General features: G+C 37.3%; 15 protein-coding genes, 2 pseudogenes and 1 riboswitch. Of the genes and pseudogenes, 4 read left to right on the top strand and 13 right to left on the bottom strand.

Annotated elements, in window-relative coordinates; all coding sequences use genetic code 11:
* Positions 1-122: 122 nt before the first annotated feature.
* The 7 genes and pseudogenes from bioF to AB9L17_RS12210 form a co-directional block, all read right to left on the bottom strand.
* Positions 123-1,291 (bottom strand): annotated as a pseudogene (gene bioF, locus AB9L17_RS12240) (8-amino-7-oxononanoate synthase).
* A 3-nt stretch (positions 1,292-1,294) separates the two neighbouring features.
* Entirely contained in the window at positions 1,295-2,026 is a 732-nt protein-coding gene (bioW, locus tag AB9L17_RS12235) for a 6-carboxyhexanoate--CoA ligase (RefSeq protein WP_223556645.1), read from the bottom strand.
* Complete coding sequence (locus AB9L17_RS12230) at positions 2,007-2,510, bottom strand: hypothetical protein (RefSeq protein WP_068984227.1); 504 nt, start codon at positions 2,508-2,510, stop codon at positions 2,007-2,009. The genes bioW and AB9L17_RS12230 overlap by 20 nt, the downstream gene beginning before the upstream one ends.
* 738 nt (positions 2,511-3,248) lie before the next feature.
* Positions 3,249-3,977, bottom strand: coding sequence for a 7-carboxy-7-deazaguanine synthase QueE (gene queE, locus AB9L17_RS12225; protein WP_375200733.1), 729 nt, complete (start codon positions 3,975-3,977; stop codon positions 3,249-3,251).
* A complete protein-coding gene (gene queD, locus AB9L17_RS12220; protein ID WP_223556637.1) occupies positions 3,970-4,443 on the bottom strand; it encodes a 6-carboxytetrahydropterin synthase QueD in 474 nt (157 codons plus the stop codon). Before queD ends, queE begins: the two co-directional genes overlap by 8 nt.
* Before the next feature lie 3 nt (positions 4,444-4,446).
* Positions 4,447-5,106, bottom strand: coding sequence for a 7-cyano-7-deazaguanine synthase QueC (queC, locus tag AB9L17_RS12215; protein WP_375200732.1), 660 nt, complete (start codon positions 5,104-5,106; stop codon positions 4,447-4,449).
* 353 nt (positions 5,107-5,459) lie between these two features.
* A riboswitch (PreQ1 riboswitch) is annotated at positions 5,460-5,506 on the bottom strand.
* A gap of 252 nt (positions 5,507-5,758) precedes the next feature.
* Positions 5,759-6,634, bottom strand: a complete 876-nt coding sequence (locus tag AB9L17_RS12210) for a tyrosine-type recombinase/integrase (protein ID WP_375200731.1) — start codon at positions 6,632-6,634, stop codon at positions 5,759-5,761.
* Between the two features lie 367 nt (positions 6,635-7,001).
* Here AB9L17_RS12210 and AB9L17_RS12205 point away from each other — a divergent pair, with 367 nt between their 5' ends.
* Positions 7,002-7,796, top strand: coding sequence for an enoyl-CoA hydratase/isomerase family protein (locus AB9L17_RS12205; RefSeq protein WP_375200730.1), 795 nt, complete (start codon positions 7,002-7,004; stop codon positions 7,794-7,796).
* Positions 7,797-7,846: 50 nt separating this feature from the next.
* On the opposite strand, the gene AB9L17_RS12200 is transcribed toward AB9L17_RS12205, so the two are convergent.
* Entirely contained in the window at positions 7,847-8,662 is an 816-nt protein-coding gene (locus AB9L17_RS12200) for a hypothetical protein (RefSeq protein ID WP_068984217.1), read from the bottom strand.
* Between the two features lie 227 nt (positions 8,663-8,889).
* Here AB9L17_RS12200 and AB9L17_RS12195 point away from each other — a divergent pair, with 227 nt between their 5' ends.
* Entirely contained in the window at positions 8,890-10,065 is a 1,176-nt protein-coding gene (locus AB9L17_RS12195; protein WP_375200729.1) for an aminotransferase class I/II-fold pyridoxal phosphate-dependent enzyme, read from the top strand.
* Positions 10,066-10,096: 31 nt separating this feature from the next.
* Here AB9L17_RS12195 and AB9L17_RS12190 read toward each other — a convergent pair.
* A pseudogene (locus AB9L17_RS12190) lies at positions 10,097-10,514 on the bottom strand (NUDIX hydrolase).
* 476 nt (positions 10,515-10,990) lie between these two features.
* On the opposite strand from AB9L17_RS12190, the gene AB9L17_RS12185 reads away from it, so the two are divergent.
* Positions 10,991-11,860 carry an alpha/beta fold hydrolase gene (locus tag AB9L17_RS12185; RefSeq protein ID WP_375200728.1) on the top strand — a complete coding sequence of 290 codons (870 nt, stop codon included), beginning with the start codon at positions 10,991-10,993 and terminating at the stop codon, positions 11,858-11,860.
* A gap of 95 nt (positions 11,861-11,955) precedes the next feature.
* Here the strand turns inward: AB9L17_RS12185 and AB9L17_RS12180 are convergent, their stop codons facing one another.
* Together AB9L17_RS12180 and AB9L17_RS12175 are read right to left on the bottom strand one after the other, a co-directional pair.
* The gene (locus tag AB9L17_RS12180; protein ID WP_068984214.1) at positions 11,956-13,149 is read right to left on the bottom strand and encodes an AI-2E family transporter; all 1,194 of its coding nucleotides are present in this window, start codon (positions 13,147-13,149) and stop codon (positions 11,956-11,958) included.
* A gap of 64 nt (positions 13,150-13,213) precedes the next feature.
* Entirely contained in the window at positions 13,214-14,164 is a 951-nt protein-coding gene (locus AB9L17_RS12175; protein WP_375200727.1) for an LCP family protein, read from the bottom strand.
* A 178-nt stretch (positions 14,165-14,342) separates the two neighbouring features.
* On the opposite strand from AB9L17_RS12175, the gene msrA reads away from it, so the two are divergent.
* On the top strand, positions 14,343-14,894 hold the full coding sequence (msrA, locus tag AB9L17_RS12170; protein WP_375200726.1) for a peptide-methionine (S)-S-oxide reductase MsrA: 552 nt from the start codon (positions 14,343-14,345) through the stop codon (positions 14,892-14,894).
* 365 nt (positions 14,895-15,259) lie between these two features.
* Here msrA and recQ read toward each other — a convergent pair whose 3' ends face one another.
* Both recQ and AB9L17_RS12160 read right to left on the bottom strand, forming a co-directional pair.
* Positions 15,260-17,038, bottom strand: a complete 1,779-nt coding sequence (gene recQ / locus AB9L17_RS12165; RefSeq protein WP_375200725.1) for a DNA helicase RecQ — start codon at positions 17,036-17,038, stop codon at positions 15,260-15,262.
* A gap of 8 nt (positions 17,039-17,046) precedes the next feature.
* Positions 17,047-18,138, bottom strand: a complete 1,092-nt coding sequence (locus AB9L17_RS12160) for a TcaA NTF2-like domain-containing protein (RefSeq protein ID WP_375200724.1) — start codon at positions 18,136-18,138, stop codon at positions 17,047-17,049.
* Between the last annotated feature and the right edge of the window lie 156 nt (positions 18,139-18,294).

Below are 18,294 nucleotides of genomic sequence, written 5' to 3'. Positions count from 1 at the left end.
TTACAATTGTCCAACAGCAATTTAGCGATTAAACATCTTTTTAATATTATTAAGTTCTATTAAAAAGGTAAAATAACTATAATAATCTTTCAAAAGAGTTGACATTCTTTATTATATAAGGATTATACAATACCCATTTCTTTTCCTATTTTTTTGATTTTATCAATGACTGTATTGAGCTGCTCCTTTGTATGTGTGGCCATCACTGTAATCCGCAACCGGCTTGACCCTTTTGGCACAGTTGGTGGTCGAATTGCTGGAATAAAGACACCTTCATCCATAAGTTTCTCAGAAAATTGAATAGCTTCATGGGAATCACCAATAAGAAGAGATATAATGGGCGTTTCCCCTTCCTTAACTACAAAACCCGATTCCTGCAATTTCAAACGTAAATATTTAGCATTATTCAGCAATTGTTCCCTTCGTTCGGGCTCATTTTGAATAATGGAAATTCCTTCTCGCGCTGCTTCAATCGCACTTGGAGATAAACCTGTTTGGAAAATAAATGATCTGGCGCTTTGAGTAAATAGTTCTTTGCAATTGACGACGTCGACACAAAACCACCTTCTGCACCAATCGCTTTACTCAACGTGCCTACTGTAAAATCTATCGCATCTTTCAGTCCAAAATAATCAGCAGTACCACGACCGTCATTTCCTAAGACACCTGTCGCATGCGCATCATCAATCATTATGTAAGCATTGTATTTCTTTGCTAGCGCAACGATTTCGGGAAGTGGAGCAATATCACCATCCATACTAAAGACGCCATCCGTCACAATTAACTTCTTTCCATCTCCATGTGATTGCCTTAATTTATACTCTAAATCCACCATATCCGCATGTTCATAAACAATTGTTTTTGCTTGACTAAGTCGACAACCATCTATAATACTCGCATGATTCCACGCATCAGAAAATATCATATCCCCTGCCTTCATCACACTCGAAATCACACCAATGTTTGCTAGATAACCACTGCTGAAAACAATGGCAGCTTCCGTTTTTTTAAAATCGGCAATTTCAGATTCAAGCTGTTCATGAATGACGAAATTTCCGGTTGTTAATCTCGAACCACCAGCTCCTGTACCGTATTTACTAATACCTTCAGATGCCTTCTTTATTAATCGAAAATCTGTTGCAAGACCTAAATAGTTATTAGATGAAAAAAGCAAAAATTTCTTACCATTTATGATTACCTCGCTTTCATTTCCAGTTGAAAACGAACGTAACTTCCTTGTCAATCCTTTCTCTTCTATTAATTGTAGTTCCTTTTGAAACCAATGATCCATTTTTTAATCCCTCCTGATGAGAACCGGTACGCTTTCTAAATAGTTTATAAAAGATTCTAGGTCAATTTCATCTGACACAAAAAAAGCACGCCCCCCACTCTCGCAGCCTTCCCTTTTTAACGGTGTAATTCTGACATAACCAATATCACGACTACTTACATATCCAGTCACATATTCTGGATCATCAGACCAACATAATTCTGCAATAGTAAACGGAGAATTTGCCACTTTCGACGCCAGAGCCAACGCTTCACGGACACGCTCATTTAAGTCCTCATTAGCATCTTGCCAATCGATTCGTGATACACGAACCCCTTTTTGTCCCCGGTCGTCAAGCCGTAAGCCGGTTTTACTATTTAAGATGATGGCCCCACGGAGATTTTGATTACTACTAAGTTGATGAAAAGCAACATTCAATGCCTCTTCTGAAACACCTAAGGAGGTTAGTATTTTTCTTGCTTCACTATGGGCCTTTTCAATTGAAGCCGCCTCAACTGTCGTTATTTCTAAGGGTGGTATATACTGTATTTGATCACGCGCAATTTTTTCAATGGTAATTTGAATAAAGTCAGCATCTCCACGTGAATGATTACTTGCTTTGTTCAATAACTGTTTTACAATTGGTTCTATCTGAGATTTACTACCTATCCGTTCACCACCAGATATATGCTTTTCCCCTAGTTCAGGACTTCTTTCAGCCGCACGCATTCGTATGCTATAACACGTTTTTAACATGATTATTACCTGCTACTTTCCTATTAATTGTCTGTAACATTTTCGTTATTGGATAAACACTAACAGCTGTGATTATCATGCCTGGTATAGCCAAAACGAATAATGGTAAAAATGGAGTCCCTAACGTAAAGGCCAAACCAAATCTAGCAATCGTTGTTCCAATTGGGCCTGCCAAAACAAGTACCGGAATAGAAGTCCCAAATACAACAATGAGTAGACCTACAGTCAATCGAAAAATTAATGAGATCTCCACATTTAAGATTGAGTGTATACCGAGTAAAAATAAAATTAAACTTGCTATGATGCCCGCTAGAAAATATCGCTTAAATCCAAACACAGCTGCAATCGCAACTGCAATGGGTGCTGATAATTGAAACTCAGAGCCTGGTATACCTGTTGGAATTTTAAACATGCCTGAAACGATAATAAGACAAGCTAACAATGAAATCTGGGCAAGATCATATGTAGAAAATTTTCGAATCATTTTATTCCTCCATCTTAAATAATTTGCACATAATTAACTTGTAATAACTTTATGTTATTTCCTCCTATTCTCCTTGAATTTGTGTTAACTTAATTTAATAATAAGTTAACACAAATGTGGGTTGGATAGTAGATAAAATGGTAGGATTTTTTATTATTTGTGTAAATACGGTTTTGTTAATGTTCACTAAGTGAAGTTCGTGTTCCTCTGACTAGAGAATTGCGGCTTGCTTTTTAAGATTCCACATCGCCACGAGCACCCTTGCACTTGGCTTCGTAGTTCAGCTATATATTCTATTGATTACATACATCCTGCTGGGCGCACAAAAAAAGTATAGGCCAAGTTAGCCTATACTTTCACACCTTCCCAAATTATGATCTTTTCCCTATAAACGTTGAAATAAATATGGACAAAAATGCTTGTTTAACCAAGTACATTTTTAATTTTCTTTGTATATTACCACTTTATAGGGAGTGGCGAGCATGATAGTCTTGACCGGTTAGCCAGCTCTTGATATAGCAGAGTTCTAGGCTATCGAATCATGCGAGTAAAGGCTCGGATTCACGCACTTGTATAGAAAGGTAGTTGATCAGCGAAAGTGTACATGCTTAGACTAGCAAAAATGTACATTGTTATTTCCACATTTACATCCCTTTCGATTTGAAAGTTTACAGCATGTATTTGATGGAAGCTTAAAATGAATAATGATAAAACTATACAATTTCTTGTAATGGCATACTATACACCTCTTTTATTCCCCCAAACAAGGGCATGCAACTGTGGCAGTACTTTAACATCTCTTAATTCCTCATCGTTAATCACTTGATCAATCAGCGCATGATATTTATCTAATAAATGTAGTATTAATCGTGTATTGTCAGTCGTCGTGAGATCATCATTACCGACCTGTAGATAAAAAGGAATCATTGGATACCGGTGGTGAATTTGTTTAGCATAATCGTAATCCGCTTGATTAAAGACGACTATTTTGAGGGATATATGGTGATTACTGTTTCGATTTTTAAGTTTTTCGAAGATATCAGAGAGCACCGAATAGTCTGTGGTCATTCCAGAACTAGGTGGCTTTGGTGAAATTGTCAACTCATCAATCTCATACATCCATTTTTGCCACCTACTTCCCTGTGTTTCCACCCCTATCTTTATATCATTTTCTTTTAAAATGGCAATGAGCTTCTCCAAATTTTGGATGAGTGCAGGATTGCCGCCTGAAATCGTGACAAATGAAAAGCCACTGCCTCCAAGACGTTTCAACTCAGACCAAATCTCTTCCGCCGTCATTTGAACAATAAGATGCTTTCCGCTGCCATCCCACGTAAACGATGAATCACACCAAGAACAGGAATAATCACAGCCCGCAGTTCTCACAAACATTGTCTTTTGGCCAACTACCATTCCCTCACCTTGAATCGTCGGTCCAAAAATCTCGATAACCGGTATCTTACTCAACTTCCATCCACTCCCGTCTCGCTTCTGCATAGCTTGTCGGGGTTTCATATAGCCGGATAAACTCTATACGCGCTCCGTTATATTTTTGTTCATCAAGCAAGGCCTCAGCCAACTTTTCGTAAATCCAAACAACAATGTTCTCTGCCGTCGTATTCATGGGTGGAAGCGTTTCATTGAGATAACGGTGATCCAAATGTATCTCTATTTTTTCTTTCCATATTCCTTTTATATCGCCAAAATCAATCATCAAACCGCGTTCATCTGTGTATCCACTCAGTCCTAATACTACGCGATACGTATGACCGTGCAGGTTTTTACATTTCCCCTCATAATTATGTAAATGATGGGCAGCATCGAAGGTAAATTCTTTGCTTACGAGAACACGCTTTGCATGATACTTTAATTGATTTCTTTGAATATCTTCATCTATTTTTTGGAGCTTATCGACGATTCTAAAATCTGGCATGCCTTACGACTCCTTCCTGTAACTCAAATACTCATCAAGCCCATTTTTTCGCAGTGTACATGCTGGGCAATCACCACAGCCATCTGCTATTACACCGTTATAGCATGTTAACGTTTTTTCCCGAACAAATTCAAGTGCCCCAAACTGATCAGCAAGTTCCCATGTCTGTGCCTTATTAAGCCACATCAATGGTGTATCTATCACAAAGGAATCATCCATCGATAAATTTAACGTTACATTCAAGGATTTAATAAAAACATCTCGGCAATCTGGATATCCGCTAAAATCTGTTTCACAAACACCAGTTACAATATGCTTTGCCCCTACTTGACTCGCTAAAACGCCCGCAAATGAAAGAAAGAGAAGATTTCGGCCAGGTACAAAAGTCGATGGAAGCTCACCATTTTCTCCGTCTTCTACCTTTATGTCTTGTCGTGTCAATGCATTCGGAGCAAGTTGATTTAGGAGTGACATATCAAGAATGTGATGCTTGACACCGAGCTCCTCTGCTATCCTCTTCGCACATTCGATTTCAAGAAGATGCCTTTGACCATAATCAAAGGTTACTGCCTCAACCTCTTTAAAACGTTCTTTTGCCCAGAACAAACAAGTTGTACTGTCCTGACCTCCACTAAATACAACAATTGCTTTTCCCTGCTTCATCTATAAAACTCCCTTGTATAAAAACCAGCACTCTAAGAAAAGTACTGCTTTCTTCTTAGTTTTTTTTGAGGATAGCTAAATACCTCTTTCTTCATTGAACTATTCAAGTCCGCATTTCAATTTTTTCTGGATGAAGATCGTGGTTCATTAAATGAAATATGAATATTGTGTACTTTGGTTACCCAATAAAGTTAAATCCGTTAGTCCTTCTTCATGGCTTTGGACAAACAAAAAAACCTCCTTGTAAAATGTTTCCCAACACTTTTCAAGAGAGGCATCACCAATCATTCTAATAAAACATAAGTAAAAACATAAAAAAAGCCACGTCCGATATGGACATGGCATATTATCATGTTTCCATAGTTTTTTATAGAGGGTATCAGCTATGAACCTCTCCCGTTCTAGTCCGGGCATTCTTTTTTCAATATAATACTTAAAATAGTACAAAACGTCAAATGTTTTTTTTATAAAGTCTTCCCATAAATGCTTCTCTGGAAAAACCACTGTCCTTTATGTTAGTAGTACACTAAACACTTTGCTGAGCTTAGATTCATTACTATTTTTTCAAACAGAATAACCTCAACTATTTATGATGTGTTCTCCTTAAGGACGCTTTATAACATTTCAATACAGACGAAAAAACTATCCTTTTCTATTCAAAACGCCCCTGTCTTTCAGTAAGTACCCACTTTCGAACATAGCCCATCTTTTCCTGAATATTTTCGATTGTTTTTTCACTTTGAAATGCCTTTTGCATGACCGTGTAGCGCAAATCTGTTGCTCTCACATTTGTTCCGATATCCTTTGACATCGTTTGGAAAATTCGCTCAATTGTTTTCGTTGAGATGGATTTTGATCGACTAGCCTCGCTCACCCATACCCATTCACTTAGTTTTTCTTCATGTAATTTCTCTGTTGCCTCTTGATAATGCGCTAGCATATTCATTAAGATCGGAGAAAGCTTGATTTCTCGACGCCCATTGTGGTTAGAAATGTAGATGAAGGAAGAGTCGATGTTTAGATGTGCCCATTTCATTCGAACAAGCTCAGCTGGTTTACATCCTGTTTCCATCAGCATTTGGACAATACAACCATTACGTCTTGCTAGCCAAGCATGTTCCATCGTTTTCGCAAATTGAAAATAAGTCGGCCAGACATTTGTAATTTGCATCAATTGCTTCTTTGTCAGTACTTTTAAAGCCTCTTTGTGCCTCTTTTTTGGTTGTAAAATGCTCTCGTAATCAAAAGGCTCCACCCACTCTCGTAAAAAGACAAAGTCTACAAAGCCTCGCAATGTAGCAATTTTATGATTATATGTGTTGACATTTTCATAGGTTTCCTTCAGATAATTACTATATATAAATAACAATTCTTTTAAATGACGATCCACATGTAAGTAGTTTTTTTCATGAGCAAACGCTAAAAATTGCTGTCCATCGATATTGTACTGCTTTTTGGTAGCAGCACTTTTCTTTAAAGAGTTTAAAAGTAATAAATAGCTGTTCCATGCCGCCTCTAGTGTGATCATCTGGCTCCCTCCTTGTAAACTGTGCGTGTTTTATCAATAGTTTACTATATTTTGTGTGCGTACGTTTAATTTATTTATACAAAGAGCAATGTCGGATAATCTGTATTATTCAAACACGATCCCGCTTCAAGTGTTCAAATGCTCCTTTTACAATGAAGAAACAAATGTTCCTATAGCAGTGTCTCACATCTTTTGTTTTCTTACAATAGCAATTTCCCGTACTCTGTAGTAGTACAATTTCTTTAAAATGACCCTTTTCTTGTATAACACGGCTAATTTACATGAAAATTCGTATAATTTAGTGTTTATTACGGTTTCTGTTATATAATAAGTGTATTAAATTTCAACTATAGGGGGATTATCAAGTATGCAAGTAAAAACAACTCGTCTTGAGGCAGAAGAAGCAAAAATTATTTATCAAGAAACAGCTGGGCTAGCGATTATTACGATTCACCGCCCCCAGGCTAAAAACGCACTTACAGCCAATATGTGGGATCAATTAGCCAAAATTGCCCTTCAAGTATTAGATAATCCGAAAAATAAAGTACTGATTTTACGCGGATCTGGTGAAAACTTTACTGCTGGCTCTGATATTAAAGAATTTAACGCCATTTCCCTTGAAAAAGCGGAAGAAGCCTTTGTACATATGGAAAAAACGATCTCCACAATTGAACGTTTACCAATTCCAACGATCGGCGTTATTAATGGTCCCGCAATGGGTGCTGGCTTAGAACTCGCCTTAGCATGTGACATCCGTATTGGCTCCGAGAAGGCTAAGCTTGGGATTCCTGTCGGTAAATTAGGGATTACCTTAAATAACAAATTTGCACAGCGTTTAGTACAACTTGTAGGTCCTTCAACTACGAAGGATTTAGTATTTACTGGTCGTATGTTTAAAGCGGAAGAAGCCTTTAAGCTTGGTATGCTTAATTATTTAGTTGCTGAAAAAGATTTAAATAAATACATGATCCGCATGGGTAAGCTTGTGGCTGGGATGTCACCAGAATCGTTACTAGCCGTGAAGCAATCTGTTCAAGAATGCGTGGATAGTGTGCCAACATTATGGAACGGTTCAACACCGTTTGTAGGAAACGATTTTGAAGAAGGCTGCCGTGCCTTTGTGGAAAAACGTCAGCCTCAATTTACACGTCAATCAAAATAAAAAATAGGTACTCTGCTCGCCTTAATCGTTGCGAATGGAGTACCTATTTTTTATGATTTTCGCTTAATTACTACCGACTTTATGTGAAGATGAATCGCATCTAATTCATAACCAAAATGCTGAGAAAATTCTGCCTGTATCGTTCTCTGTAATTCATACAATCGGTCTGGTAATGAATAATTAATTGGTAGCTTAAGTTGTAATGTAATCGTTGCTTGTGCTAGCTCACCAAAGTGAAATTGTACTTGCTCGACCTTGTGTACAATATTTTGTTTTGTACAGCAATACGTTAATAACTGCACATAAACATGCCTGTCAATAGCTATATATTCCTGTTGGAAATCAGGGCGAACAATTGTCGTCTCCCCTATTTTTTCACGCTTTGAAGAGAAAATCTCCTTCCCTTTTTGCACGAGCCGTTTAAAAAAGTTTTGCTCGACTTGGCGGTACGGTATTGGCATGACGTGTTTCCCTTGCGTCTGTCGAATAAAGCGAGCTTTGGCGATTTCTTTCGGCGAACGTACATCCTCGACATAGTAATATTTCTCGATAGGATCAAGCTCTAGCTGTCGAGCGATCGTCTTCGTCATTTTATCGGACGTGCCGATTACTAAAATCGATTGTACTTTATATGTATCAAGTGCTTTTTTTACTTCCTCACGGTGGACATCATCTGTAAAAATGGCTCGACGAACTGCTGTAATCGTATTTTTCTCAAACTTGGCCGAGATTCCTGCTACCTTCACACCATTTACAATTAAAAGTCCATCATCAATAAGAGCCTCTACACCGATTTTATGGGCAAAAACAAGTGCGCTTGTACTTTTCCCTGTTCCGCTTGGGCCACTTAACGAATAAACATTCATAGTTTTCATAGCCTCCCTTCCATTTCATTATCATAGCAGAAATGTTATTCATTTTCCGTCATAATTATTATTTCCAGCATTAGCAAAATTATTTCCGCTAGCCTACGCACACATCTTGTCCATTATTTAAATATATTCTTTTTTCAGAATAACTTTCCCTTTATGTGTTTTAGTATGATAAAATGTGTACTACTATTCTGTTATACAACTATAAGGAGTGTACTAGTTTGAAAATCGTACCATCTAAAAAAATGTCTTTATTTACACCAGCAATTTTCGGAGATTTAAAAAAACATGCCAAACAACAAGAAGCTAAAGGTATGTCAATGATTGATTTAAGCTTAGGTAGCCCTGACCTTCCCCCACACGCTAAAATCCGTGAGCATTTATCCTATAGAGCAGGTTTAGCAGAATCTTACGGGTATACATTAACAGGCACACAACGTTTTTATGAAGCCGTTAGCCGCTACTATAAACGTCGTAGTAATGTAGATTTAGATCCCGCTTCTGAAATCATTCAAACGATTGGCTCTCAAGAGGGCTTAGTGCATTTACCAATCGCCTTTTGTGACCCAGGTGACATCGTACTATCCACTAACCCAGCTTACGTTGCCTATGATGCAGGGATTCATTTAGCAGGTGCAACTCCATACTATATGCCACAAACAGCTGACAACGACTATTTACCAGATCTTGACGCTGTACCTGAAGAAATTGCACAAAAGGCAAAATTATTAATTTTAAACTTACCAGGAAACCCAGTGCCTGCAATGCCTTCCTTAGCATACTTTGAAAAGGTCATTACCTTTGCGAAAAAGTACAATATTATCGTTTTACATGATGCGGCTTACTCTGAATTTTACTTTACAGGTGATGGTCCAATTAGCTTCCTAGCCGCTCCTGGAGCAAAAGAAGTTGGGATGGAAATTAACTCTTTATCGAAAAGCTTTAGCCTAGCGGGTACACGTATCGCTTATATCGCCGGCAACGTTGAAATGATTGACATCATCAAGCAATTAAAATCAAACTTAGACTTCGGTATTTTCGAGCCGATTCAAGATGCTGCGGTCGTAGCGCTTGATAATGCAGAGGAAATTACAGCAAGTTTACGTGAAACATTCTCAGAACGTCATAAAACACTAATGAACGGCTTACGTGATTTAGGATGGGATGCAGCCCCTTCTGACGGTGGCATGTTTGTCTGGGCAAAATATCCGTACGACATTGACTGTACAGAGCTAGCCTTTAAACTAATTGAGCAAGCCGGCATTGTGACAGTTCCTGGTACAGTATTCGGCTCTGCTGGACAGGGCTATTTACGTTTAGCCTTAGTACAACCAAAAGAATTGTTACAGGAAGCTATTGATCGATTAGCACAAGTACAAGTAACCCTACAAAAATAAACACGTAAACAATATGAAAACCCTTCTAACTTTACTTGTTGGAAGGGTTTTTGCTGTAGCTTACTATGTAATCATCTAGTATCGGTCGATCAGGGGGACTAATGTTTTTGGGTAAATCATCTAAAGGGAAAAATTGAAGCATCGTTGCCTCGTTCCTATCATGAGTGAGTAAACCACTATATTCTTGACATTCAAAAGCTGTAACTACGATACACTTCATCACCATGAGGATATTGATAATAAAATTCTTGTCCCGAATAAGTATTCTTTAATTTTAGATTTTTAGCTGTTAGCCCTGTTTCTTCAAATAATTCTCGATGGGCGACTTGTTCTAAAGTTTCACCTAGCTCCATTGAACCACCAATCAAGCCCCAACACCCGTTGTCTATTCGAAGCTGTAATAAAACTTGTTGAAGATTATTGATGACTAATACACAAGCACCGCATATGAATCAATTATGCCTCGGCATAATTGCGTCCGGAATCGGCTTTGTGCTTGCACAAACCACTCCTTTCCGATTCCGTGACATCCGCCGGAGGCATTAACTTCTTTCAGCGAATGTTTTTGGACACCCGCTGAAAGAAGTTAATGGTTTACTTCCAACTAATTTACGCAAATCCTTTATATATCCCATAAAGCCCTCCCTATAAGTTAAGACATGATTTGAACCAACTGTTTATTTCCAATTTTTGTGATATAATTAACCTTAGAAAAGTGGAATATTTACCAAACATTACTAACCTTAATATTAAAGTACTTCAAAAAAATTGATGTTTCAAGTATAACCCACAACCAAAATGCAATATTCCTAACTTACAACTTCTACATGAACTCGTATCTTACAAACTATACAACGCATTTAAAAAGTATTTATAGCTATTGCTATATTTTTTTGCCACTCTAAATAAGAAAGGATGAAGTCTTTTGCTGAGAGAAATGATTAAAACAGATCGTGGAGAATTTGAAGTATTTATTGGTGGAAAAGGCAAAGACCCAATTTGCATAGCACATTTATACCAAGAATTTTTATCTGGTAAAGAGCCATATTCCGCTGCAATTGGAGAATGTTATAAAGTAATATTAGTAAATTTAAAAAATACGGGGTCTTCCACTAAAATTAGATCAAAAAAAGATTTAAGCATGGAAGAAACTGTGAAAGATTTAGAAAGTATTCGTAAGGAACTTAAATATTCTAATTGGGCTTTTGCTGGACACTCAACAGGAGGTTTTTTAGGTTTAACTTATCTTTCTATGTATCCAGACAAACTTTCTGAAATTATTTTATGTGGTACAGCAGTATCAAATAGAATAAACCGATCTAAAAACAATTTATTCAATGTGGAAAATGGTAAATACAAAAAAGATATGATAAAAATCTTCTTTAAAATGTTACCTTTTATGAGTAAGAAAAGTAAAGAATCTGCAGCAAAAAAATTCTTCGAGTTGTGCATTCATTCTAAAGATAAAGTTGATGAATACTACAAAGAAATGCAATTCGTCGCTATTAATAAATCAAGAATGGCAGCTTATTCATCTGAATTACGTTATTATGATGTCAGTGAAACCATAAATAATAATCCTGTTCCGTCTTTAATCTTATGCGGAAAATATGATGTTCAGTGTCCTGTTGAATTTTCTGAAGAACTACATAACCTGTTGCCAAATTCAAGCCTTCAAATATTTGAAAATAGTAACCACTTCCCTTTTATTGAAGAACATGAAAAATTTTTAGATGCACTACATACTTTTACAAATCGACTAACTTCAAACACTTCTCCCCCTATAAAAAAATGACACAGTTGCTTTCATTCCTTCACGTTGAATAAGCTTGTGAACTTTGATTTTAATCAAAAAAACAGTTACTGCACTTTCGCAGTAACTGTCTCTTCTTACACCTCATATTTTTGCTGTTCCTCATCTTCATAACGATTATAACGTTGCTTAAATAGCTTGAATAAATGTGTCACTAGTACTTTTAAGATGGCATAGCCTGGAATCCCTAAAATAACACCTGGTACGCCAAATAATGAACCTGCCGTTAATAACACAAAAATAATTGTAATTGGATGGATACTTAGTGATTTACCCATAATTTGAGGAGAAATAAATTTCCCTTCAATCAGCTGTACAACTGTCCATACAATGGCTAATTTAAATAGCATGAACGGTGATGTTACAAGAGCGATTATGACAGCTGGTGTAATCGCAATGACTGGCCCTAAGTATGGAACCACACTCGTGATCATCGCAAGGAACCCTAGCAATAAAGCATATTTCATACCGATAATTAAAAAGCCGATTGTTACCATTGAACCGATACACATGGATACTAAAATTTGCCCCTGTATGTATGAACTAATTTGCTTGTCCATATCGTGGAAAATTTCATGTACTTCTTTACGCATACGTGGTGGGCATGCTTTTAAAATAAAATTCGGTAGTTTTTCACCATCTTTAAGTAAGTAAAATAAAATAAATGGCACCGTCACTAATGACAGAACAATTCCCGTTAATGTTGAAACGAAGCCAGTAATACCAGATGCTACGCCTTGCGCTAAATTGGTAGCCGTATCTTTTACTGTTTTCACCATATCCGTAGTAAAGTTCTTCACTACTTCATTAAAATTCATTTTATCTAAGTACTCAGTAATGCGTGAATTATTGAGATAATCAACCGCATTTTGCGTTAACGCCATAAAATACTCTGGGAATTCCTTTGCTAAATTAGTAAACTGGTCTCGCAAAAACGGATAGACAAGTAATATTAATAACGTTAATATGCCAATTACAGCGATATACAGAAGTAAAATACCCCAAATTCTTGGGATACGCCACCTTTCTAAAAGCCCTAATAATGGGCGTAATAAATAATACGCAATACCGGCAAGTACCCCTGGTAGAATTACTACCTGAAATAAAACTTTTAGCGGGGTAAATATAAAGGCAACTTTTTGGAACATAAAAATAACGCACGCAAGTAATACTAAAATAATTAGTGTAAAAAATAAGTTTTTACCACCTAAAAAGCGAATAAACTTCGTTGAAAAGAAATTCGATCGCTCTCTTGGTCTTTCTTTTTCCATGTACTCACCCCAATACAAATCCTATACCTTTATTTTACAAGAAAATGTTAGCTTTGGCGAAACATCACTCCAAAGAAATACCTAAAAATTTACGTAAAAATTCTTTGTTTTTCTCTACATCAATAACAATTGAATCCCCAGCATGACTAAAGTATTTGTAACTAAAGCTTCCTTCAATTGGAATCGTTGCTTTTTCTATGTTGACTTTACCTTTAGACACCATTTTAAGCACTTGTTGAACCTCTTCTTTAGATGAAAGGTCCGTTGTTATATAGCCTTGTGCTGCACCAACGAATTTTGGTAAATTCACTATATTTTGAGGCGCTAATATTTCATTCTTTAAGGCTTCAATAACTTTTTGCTGACGTGCGACACGACCAAAATCGCCTTCAGCATCGTGGCGGAATCGTGCATAGCCAAGTAATTCCTTACCATTTAAGTTTTGCTCACCTTGCTTTAATGAAACGCCAATTTTTTCAGACATATCCTTCTCTACATCGATTTTTACTCCATTTGGCGCTAAAATATCGACAAGTGATTCAAAATTTTTGAAATCGACAATCGCATAATGATGAATCGGAAGACCAAACATATTGCTAATCGTATCCTTTAATAATTGAACTCCACCTAGATAGTAAGCCGTGTTTAGCTTATAGGATTGGTAACCAGGGATCTCCGCATAAATATCTCGCATAAATGATACGAGTTTGACATCATTTGTTTTCTTGTTCCAAGATAATACCATCATTGTATCTGTTCGTGATTTCTCTTCACCACGTGTATCGATTCCTAATAATAAATAGTTTTCAATATCGCCATTTACTGTGTCGCCGCTGAAATCCTCCTGAGCTACCTTTGTATCGCTTGCTAATTCTAGCCCATTTTGATATTGCGTAACAGCATAGCCCACGCCGCCAATGACACAGAGTAATAACAATGTGAACAATACTCTCCCTTTTCGCAATCGACGTTTTTTGGGACGTTGCGAGCGTCTTGTATAATCTTGCTCTTCCATAACTAATAACTCCTCTATTTTTTATAGTTAATGTAACGATTCATCGTAAGGAAAGTTTCATTTTAAACGTTGCTGCGCCTATCATCAACTACCTTTTCGTTATTTTACACCTAAAATGCCAATAACGAGCAAAATAATGCTATAATTTCTTCAAAATAGAGTGGAAAGGATGATCAATATGATTGAAAAAGCAACGTTTGCTGGTGGCTGTTTTTGGTGTATGGTTAAGCCATTTGTTGAATGGGATGGTATACATAAGGTTACTTCTGGCTACATGGGTGGCCATTTAAAAAATCCTACTTATGAGGATGTCAAAAAAGGTACTTCTGGCCATTTAGAAGTAGTCGAAATCGAATTCGATCCTAGCGTTTTTAGTTATGAGCAGCTTCTTGATATTTACTGGATGCAAATCGACCCAACGGATGCCTATGGTCAATTCCATGACCGTGGTGAATCATACACGACGGCCATCTTCACTTATTCAGAAGAGCAAAAGCGCATTGCCGAATTATCCAAGGAAAAACTAGCAAAAAGTGGTCGCTTTATTAAACCTATTGTAACCACAATTCGCGATGCCAAACAGTTCTATCCTGCAGAAGATTATCATCAGGACTATTATAAAAAAGAGTCGGAGCATTATAAGAAAGATCGTGCGCTGTCAGGTCGAGATCAGTTCATCACTGAGCATTGGAATAAAAATTTATCTCTTTCAATCGAAAAATTTAAATGACGTGTATAAAAAATAATTAAAGGTCTATACTAGTAAAGATTTCACTTCAAATCCAATGACAAGGAGGGTTAACCCGATGAGTGGGGCTGACCGGTAACTCAGAAGGACCATCAAAACTGAATGAAGCTAAAGCACAGATTTCTTAAAAAATTTTAAGATTCAATGCGGAAGCGAGGCAGTGTGTCATGGAGCACTATAAGTAAGTGAGAATCAAGCCCGGAAAATTCTTTCCGGGTTTTTTGTTTTGTTGATTTAAGGACATCATGGCATTCGGCCATCAAGTTGAGTAAGTTCACATCTACTTAGAAAAAAAGTGCATAATTCTTTTGAATTAAGCACTTACTTTTTTCCTCGATCACTTTCAACTAACTATTTGATGTTATTTTCAAAAAAGACTGAAGGGCATCGAAGAAACGCTTGCCGTATTTTTCGAATTTTACTTCACCAATCCCACTAACATGTCGCAACCCTTCAAGCTCCATTGGTTTTTTGTCGCATAGCTCACGTAATGTTTTATCAGAGAACACAACAAATGGTGGTACCTGTTCTTCATCAGCAATCTCTTTACGCAATACTCGTAAATGCTCAAATAACGGGTCATTGTCTGCAAGTTTACGCACAGTAACCGCTTCTTTTCGCATAACCGTTCGCTTACCCATTAGCACTTCCTTGCCTTCCTCAGGTACATAAATAGTTGGAAACGTGCCATGCTTAACGGCCAGTAAACCTTCAGCGATTAAAAATTCTATAAAGCTTGAGACATCCTTCGAGGAGTATTGGCCTTTTAAAATGCCATAGGTAGACAGCCTTGCAAAGCCAAATTCAGTCATTTTTTGATTTTTGGAGCCAATTAGCACTTGAGCCACCATCGTCTTGCCGAATTTTTGCCCCATCCTTACGACACAGGCTAACACTTTTTGTGCATCTACTGTCACATCTTTGACTTCCCGTCCATCATTACAATTACTACAACGACTACAAGGCACCCCTGCTTCTTCGCCAAAATACGTTAAGATCGCATTTTGTAAACAGCCTTCTGTATGACAATAGTCAACCATCGTTTGTAGCTTTGCTAGTTCCTGCGTAATGCGAGCTTCATCCTGCGTCTGTTCAATTAAAAAGCGTTGTGTTTGGACATCCCCTGATGCATACAGCAAAATACATGCACTTGGTAAGCCATCACGTCCTGCACGCCCTGCTTCCTGATAATAGCTCTCCATATTGCGCGGCATTTGATAATGAATGACAAAGCGCACATTACTCTTATCAATCCCCATTCCAAACGCATTAGTTGCTACCATAATACGTGCCTCATCTTTTAAAAAACGCTCCTGCTCTGACGTACGCATGTCCTCTGGTAGTCCCGCATGGTATTTAGCAACAGATTCACCCAAACGACTTAAAAGCTCATATATGGCGTCGACTGCTTTTCGAGTCGCTGCATAAATAATGCCCGCTTCATTTTTATTTTTCACTAAATAATCTTTAATGTAACGTTCTTTATTTTCACCAATTAACACAGAGAAAGCTAAATTATCACGCGAAAAGCCAGTGATCACCGTTGAATGCTCGTCAATTTCTAATAATTGTCTAATATCTTCACAAACTGCTGGTGTAGCTGTTGCAGTTAGTGCTAGGACTGTAGGCTTTTGGGGCCATAATGTAAATAATTTTTGAATTGCTCGGTAGCTCGGTCTAAAATCATGCCCCCACTGGGATATACAGTGGGCTTCATCTACAGCAATCAATGGCACAGATAAATTCGCTAATACTTGTAAAAACGTTGCACTCTCTAATCGCTCTGGCGCTATATAAAGTAACTTTAAATAACCTGCACTCGCAAGCTGCATCGTTTCATTTACTTCTTGTACAGATAAGGTGCTATTAATATACGCGGCCGGAATATTGGCGGCACGTAATGCTTCTACCTGATCTTGCATTAAAGAAATTAAGGGGGATATGACGACTGTGAGCCCATCTAGCATCAACGCCGGAATTTGATAGCAAATTGATTTACCTCCGCCAGTTGGCATCACACAAAGACTTGATTGACCTCGTAATGTTTGCTCTATAATTGGTGCCTGTCCATTGCGAAATGAATCATAGCCAAAATGATGTTGTAGCATTTGTCTTGCTTGCTCCATCCAACTTTTCACTCCTCAGTTGTTAGACGAATAAGCTTATACTCGCCCTGTTCATTTTTATTTATTTCATATACCATCAAAGAATTTGCAAGTGCTTCTTGACCAGCAGCATTCGTTAGTACATATTCCGTTTTTGCACGAACTACAATAGTTTGTCCATCCATTTTAATGTTTTTAATCGTCGTATTGGAAAATTGAATTTTCGCGTGTTTGGATTCGTAATACGCAACCATATTATTCAGTGTGCTTTGTAACTCGTCTGTACCTGCGAAAGGTTTCATTACACTAGCATCATAAATCTCAACAGCTGCTTGTAAATGCTTATGAAATGTATCTATAAATAGTTTTACTTCATCACTATTATAAGCAAAAATGTTCTTTCCATATCGATCAATCGCTTGCTGGACGGCTTCTTTGTCACCCTGTTCTATATATGGATATAAATTTTTTGACTGAGATAGCCGGTCTCTTGTCTTCATACCTTCTTCAATCCATTCATCTAAAAACTGCTCAATATCTTGAAATGGCAGTATGTACGGCTGTGAAACATCGTTTTGCTGGCGTTTAAAATAGATGCCTACAATTTCACCACTCTCCGCTTCTAGAACAGGGCTCCCTAAAGGTATGTTTTGTTCTGCATCTATGTAATAAGCTGCTTTTCTGTCACTATATTTTTTAATGACGTGCGGTAAACTATCGACAAAAACAGCTAATTGATTTAATTCCCCGTTATAAACAGTTGGCACCTTTACCGATGCGTTGTATGTAACTTCTAAAATGGCGATATTATATGCTGTAGACATATAGTGCACATTGGCTTCCACAAGCTTATTATTATTAAATTGGACGAGAGCAGCTGGCTTTGAAGCTACGAGCGCACCATTTGTCACAATATAAAGCTTCGCATCCTCTTTTTTTACAATAATGCCTGCACCGATTCCATTTTCTCCAACTATTTTTACTTCTGGTACAATTTTTTCTTCTTTCTTCATAACAACTTTTTCCGATTTTACCTCGGCCTTTTTAGTATGAAACATTTCTGCCAATGAATCATTTTCACAGCCTGTTAATAGTAAAGCTGTTGCTCCAAGAATGAGCATCTTTTTCCGCATACGTTCACCAAAACTTTCTTAAAGATCTTTCTTCTCTATCATAAACAAGGTTTTTATACGTTTCAAGTTTACATAATAATATTATTAGTTTAGACATGTTGTGAAAATACTACTCATCCCTTTTATTCAATTCGTTATACCTAT

This window comes from Lysinibacillus sp. RS11 (assembly GCF_042019215.1).
Lineage (GTDB): Bacteria > Bacillota > Bacilli > Bacillales_A > Planococcaceae > Lysinibacillus > Lysinibacillus xylanilyticus_A.
This window is presented reverse-complemented; position numbering and strand designations above follow the sequence as displayed.

Bases quoted from the DNA above. Each gene is read 5' to 3' on its own strand.
- bioW (WP_223556645.1), bottom strand. From the start codon at position 2,026: ATGTTAAAAACGTGTTATAGCATACGAATGCGTGCGGCTGAAAGAAGT.
- AB9L17_RS12230 (WP_068984227.1), bottom strand. From the start codon at position 2,510: ATGATTCGAAAATTTTCTACATATGATCTTGCCCAGATTTCATTGTTA.
- queD (WP_223556637.1), bottom strand. From the start codon at position 4,443: ATGCCAGATTTTAGAATCGTCGATAAGCTCCAAAAAATAGATGAAGAT.
- queC (WP_375200732.1), bottom strand. From the start codon at position 5,106: ATGAAGCAGGGAAAAGCAATTGTTGTATTTAGTGGAGGTCAGGACAGT.
- AB9L17_RS12210 (WP_375200731.1), bottom strand. From the start codon at position 6,634: ATGATCACACTAGAGGCGGCATGGAACAGCTATTTATTACTTTTAAAC.
- AB9L17_RS12205 (WP_375200730.1), top strand. From the start codon at position 7,002: ATGCAAGTAAAAACAACTCGTCTTGAGGCAGAAGAAGCAAAAATTATT.
- AB9L17_RS12200 (WP_068984217.1), bottom strand. From the start codon at position 8,662: ATGAATGTTTATTCGTTAAGTGGCCCAAGCGGAACAGGGAAAAGTACA.
- AB9L17_RS12180 (WP_068984214.1), bottom strand. From the start codon at position 13,149: ATGGAAAAAGAAAGACCAAGAGAGCGATCGAATTTCTTTTCAACGAAG.
- AB9L17_RS12175 (WP_375200727.1), bottom strand. From the start codon at position 14,164: ATGGAAGAGCAAGATTATACAAGACGCTCGCAACGTCCCAAAAAACGT.
- msrA (WP_375200726.1), top strand. From the start codon at position 14,343: ATGATTGAAAAAGCAACGTTTGCTGGTGGCTGTTTTTGGTGTATGGTT.
- recQ (WP_375200725.1), bottom strand. From the start codon at position 17,038: ATGGAGCAAGCAAGACAAATGCTACAACATCATTTTGGCTATGATTCA.
- AB9L17_RS12160 (WP_375200724.1), bottom strand. From the start codon at position 18,138: ATGCTCATTCTTGGAGCAACAGCTTTACTATTAACAGGCTGTGAAAAT.